Here is a 1,318-nt window from a genome sequence, read left to right on the forward strand (position 1 = left end):
GCTCTGCGCGCGCTGAACGAACTCGCAATTGCGGCAGCGCTGCCAGTTCTGCCGCAGTCGGATGAGTCGGGCTACGGGGTCGCATCTATTTTCCATGTACCGGGCAAGAAACGCGCCTGGGTCGACTTCCAAAACGACGTGACGGTGAAGGACATCAAGATCGCCCATGCCGAGAACATGCGACCGGTAGAGCATTTGAAACGCTACACGACGCTAGGCATGGCGACAGACCAAGGCAAAACCGCAAACGTGACCGGGCTAGCCGTGATGGCGGAGTTCACCGGGAAGACGATCCCGGAGACTGGAACGACAATTTTCCGCCCGCCTTACACCCCGGTGACGATTTCGGCCTTGGGCGGCGGCGATATAGGGCCGCATTTTCAGCCTCGCCGCCTGACGCCGACACATCGGTGGGCTGAAGCGCAAGGTGCCGTTTTCGTCGAGACCGGCCAATGGATGCGAGCCGAATATTTCCCCCGTCAGGGCGAAACGTATTGGCGCCAGAGCGTTGACCGTGAGACCAAGGCAGTGCGTAGCGCGGTGGGCTTGTGCGACGTCTCGACCCTCGGCAAGGTCGACGTGCAAGGCGCCGACGCGGGCGAATTTCTGAACCGGCTCTATAGCAATGTGATGAATACGCTGAAGGTCGGTCGAGTCCGCTACGGGCTAATGCTGCGCGAAGACGGCTTTGCCTATGACGACGGCACCTGCGCCCGGCTGGCCGAGGATCGCTATGTCGTCACAACGACGACCGCCAACGCCGGCCTGGTCTACCGCAACATGGAGTTTGCCCGGCAATGCCTGTGGCCTGAACTCGACGTGCAGATCATCTCCACGACGGACGCCTGGGCACAGATCGCAGTCGCCGGACCAAAATCGCGGGACCTGCTCGGTCGTATCGTGGAAGGGTTGGACCTGTCGAACGACGCCTTTCCCTTCATGGCCTGCGCAGAACTAACCGTTTGCGGTGGGTTGCGCGCGCGGCTCTTCCGGATCTCTTTCTCCGGTGAACTCGCCTACGAAATCGCGGTACCCGCCCGCTACGGCCAGGCCCTCATGGAACGGCTGATGCAGATGGGAGCCGACCTGGGAGTGACGCCTTACGGCGTTGAAGCACTATCCGTGCTGCGCGTCGAAAAGGGTCATGTGGGTGGTTCCGAGCTGAATGGCCAAAGCACGGCCGCGATGCTGGGGTTGGGAAAGATGGTGTCGCAGAAGAAGGACGCCATCGGCGCGGTCATGTCGCGACGTGAGGGACTGGCGGGTGATGTCCGCCGCATTGTGGGTCTGCAACCCGTCGAGCGTGCAGGCAAGGTTG

General features: G+C 61.8%; 1 pseudogene. It reads left to right on the forward strand.

The window, feature by feature from the left end:
- Nucleotides 1-1,318 (forward strand): annotated as a pseudogene (locus EOA33_RS36020) (sarcosine oxidase subunit alpha); the annotation flags it as partial.

The organism is Mesorhizobium sp. M4A.F.Ca.ET.050.02.1.1 (assembly GCF_003997725.1).
Classification (GTDB): Bacteria; Pseudomonadota; Alphaproteobacteria; order Rhizobiales; family Rhizobiaceae; genus Mesorhizobium.